Origin of the sequence: Rhodovulum bhavnagarense, assembly GCF_004343505.1 — a bacterium.
GTDB classification, from domain to species: domain Bacteria; phylum Pseudomonadota; class Alphaproteobacteria; order Rhodobacterales; family Rhodobacteraceae; genus Rhodovulum; species Rhodovulum bhavnagarense.
In genome coordinates, this window is the sequence record NZ_SLXU01000038.1 from 1 (window position 1) to 2,985 (window position 2,985).

A 2,985-nucleotide genomic window follows, 5' to 3' on the forward strand; every position below is an offset into this window, starting at 1 on the left:
ACGGCCATCCCCAAAGCCGGCTCGACGAACTGCTCCCGTGGAATTTCCGGCCGTCAAGCTGAAAGCCGGGTGACCGTCAGACGACGCTTACGAATCACCCGGACCTCTTCAGGCGGCCTGCGCTCGAGGAGGGCATCGAGTCGCGTCCAGACGGCAGGATCAGCAAGCCGCCGCGCAAACCAGACCGGCACCGGCGACTTCGCGCCCGTCAGCCTGATGGTTCCGACGTCCCAGACGAATCCGTCGATCAAGGGGCTCGGGCGCGAAGGCCCGGCGCGTTCGAAGGCCACCAGCATCTTCGCGAATGCCAGAGGAAAATCGACGACACAGGCGGCGATCTCCCCCGCCTCGACAGTTATCCAACGACCGACGCTGTTGCGATAGCCGTACTGCCCGCGCTCCGGGCACCACTCCGCCGGAATGGGCTCGTCCTCATAGGCATCCATGGCGGCGACGACCGGGATGCGCCCGGTCGCCACCAACAGCCTGGCGTCGAGCAGCTTGTCTGCTGCCCAAGGCGCCACTTGCTTCAGCGTGGCCACCTGCACCTTGCCGACGCGGGTTTCCATCGCCAGGAGCAGCAGATCCACAGCCGACTTAGTCAACGAGGTCACCGATGTCGGCGGTGTCGGTCAGGATGCCCCAGCGCCGCAGGTACTTCTCGCCGATCAGGCGCTCATGCGGGGTCATGTCCTTGAGGTTGCAGCCATGGGGCATCCTGACAGTGAGCGTCAGGGATTTCCCGCGGCCTCCCTCGGGTCCGGGATGGAACTTGATCGTGAACCGGGCGCGCGTGATGACCCATTCCGGCGGCTCCGTCGCGACCGGCAGCAGATGCCCTGTGCCACCGATGTCGAGGCCGATCCGCTCCTCGGCCATCTCCCAGATCGTCCGCTCGGCGCCCGACATGGATTCCAGTGTGATGCGCTCGCCGCGCTCCCCCAACTCCATGAAGCGCAGCTCCTTCACGGTGACGCCCATGATCCCGTCCTCGGGATCGGTCGGGAAATCGAAGGGCTTCAGGAGTACGCTCAGGTCGTATTCGCGCCACGGGATATGCTTCTCCTTGAAGTCGATCCCGAGCAGATCCCGCGCCATGAACGCGGTCAGGTCCTTCCGGTCCTCCAGCGTGTTGGCCACGACCTCGATGACGCCGGTTTCGGCCTCATAGGTCAGGGCGGCCTCGAACACCGGCTTCACGATGCGCCGCTGCAGCTTGCTCTTCGCATCGAAGCCCAGCATGTCCTCCGGCCGCCCCTCGCGATAGACGGCGACCTGCACCAGATCGCATTCCTGGTCATCGAGGATGATGCGATGCCGGTCGAAGATATCGACATGGACATGAGGGGTCTCGAAGCGGTCGCGGATGGCCTTGGTAAAGGCTGCAACGGAGATCGGATCGCGGCGGACGGTGCAGTCCTTCTCGACCTCGAAGCCGTTCCACGAGCGCCCCCGGCGCCGTTCGTCGTTGTAGCGGACCTCTTCCGCCAGGCGGAAGCGATCAGGCTCCTTGAGGAAGACCCAGAGCGAACGGTTGTTGGCGCCCTCGAGGGTGTCGAAGACTGCGCGGTTCAGCACGACGTTCTGCAGCGCGTTCTGGCCCGGCTCATCGGCGAGCGCTGCGACACGACCGGCGTCGAGGATGACCCGCTGCTTTTCCTCCTCGGACATGCCGTCCACGGCCTTGACCAGCGGCTCGACCACCTCGGGCTCGGGCTTGGCCCAGTCGATCGGCGGAAGCGAGGTGAACCCACCGGCCGTGAAGTAGTCCTTCAGGCGGGTGATCGGGGTCTTGCGGAGGAATGCGGTGATGGCGGTCATCGGGGGCCCTTTCGTGCCGGGGAGGTGGAGGATGAGGGAATCAGTGCAGCGATACGCTGGCGTTCGATATATATCGAACACGCCATCGCGTCTACTTGCGCGGCACGAATTCGTTCGGCATACCGAACACGCCGCCAGCACCAAGGAATCAAGGATGACGCGATGACCACGTCCCTCGGCGCCAAGATCAAGCGCCACCGCCAGGAGAAGGGATATTCGCTCGACAAGCTCGCCGAGCTCACCGACTCGAGCAAGAGCTACATCTGGGAACTGGAGAACCGCGACACCCGCAAGCCCTCCGGCGAAAAGCTGACCCGCATCGCCCAGGCCCTGGAAGTCACCACCGACTATCTGCTCGACGACACGGCGGAACCCGGTGACGAGGTTCTAAAGGAGGCGTTCTTCCGAAAGTTCAGCAAGCTCAAGCCGGAGGATCAGGAGAAGATACAGCAGATGATCGACATGTGGGGGAAGAAGGATTGAGCTGGCCCACGACGCCGCAGGGTTGGGCAATCCGCCTGACGCAGATCCTGTCGCTGCATCAGGCAGCACACGGCCTGCCGCGATTCCCGGTGGACGTGGGAGCGTTGGCGCAGGATTTCTCGCGGCAGGTCTTTCCAGATGCGCCGATCTCGATGGTCGGCGGCGTGGATCTGTCCAATGGCGTCGAGGGCATGCTCATGCCGCGCCCGGACGGCTCTGGCGAATGGGGCATCATCTACAACGAATCCATCCGGTCCGCCGGGCGGCGCAACTTCACGCTGGCCCACGAGCTGGGCCACTACCTTCTGCATCGGAAGGCTCATCCCGGCGGGCTCCAATGCACCAGCCGGAACATGGCGGATTGGGATAGCGCCCGGAACAGGATCGAGGCGGAGGCGAACACCTTCGCCTCCTATCTCCTCATGCCGCTCGACGATTTCCGCGCGCAGATCAAGGGACGCGCGATCGACATCGACGTGATGACCGAGCTGGCAGAGCGCTATGCCGTGTCGCTGACCGCAGCAATCCTGAAATGGATGACCATCACCGACAAGCGCGCCATGATCGTCGTCGGCAAGGAGGGTTTCATCGTAAACGGTGTTCTGTCCCCACCTTCCTGTGATTTTCCGGTTCTGCGAGTCCTTTCCTGTTGGATGACAGGGGTGGAGTTTCTCCATGGAG

General features: G+C 63.7%; 4 protein-coding genes. 2 read left to right on the plus strand and 2 right to left on the minus strand.

Annotated elements, in window-relative coordinates; genetic code table 11:
* Positions 1-53: 53 nt before the first annotated feature.
* Together EV663_RS15400 and EV663_RS15405 are read right to left on the minus strand one after the other, a co-directional pair.
* Entirely contained in the window at positions 54-590 is a 537-nt protein-coding gene (locus EV663_RS15400; RefSeq protein WP_132953412.1) for a hypothetical protein, read from the minus strand.
* Positions 591-597: 7 nt separating this feature from the next.
* Complete coding sequence (locus EV663_RS15405) at positions 598-1,821, minus strand: hypothetical protein (RefSeq protein WP_132953414.1); 1,224 nt, start codon at positions 1,819-1,821, stop codon at positions 598-600.
* Positions 1,822-1,983: 162 nt separating this feature from the next.
* Between EV663_RS15405 and EV663_RS15410 the strand changes: the two genes are divergently transcribed.
* A complete protein-coding gene (locus EV663_RS15410) occupies positions 1,984-2,304 on the plus strand; it encodes a helix-turn-helix domain-containing protein (protein WP_132953416.1) in 321 nt (106 codons plus the stop codon).
* Positions 2,301-2,985 (plus strand): ImmA/IrrE family metallo-endopeptidase (locus EV663_RS15415; RefSeq protein WP_132953418.1); only part of this gene is annotated, 685 nt, incomplete at its 3' end. The genes EV663_RS15410 and EV663_RS15415, both read left to right, overlap by 4 nt.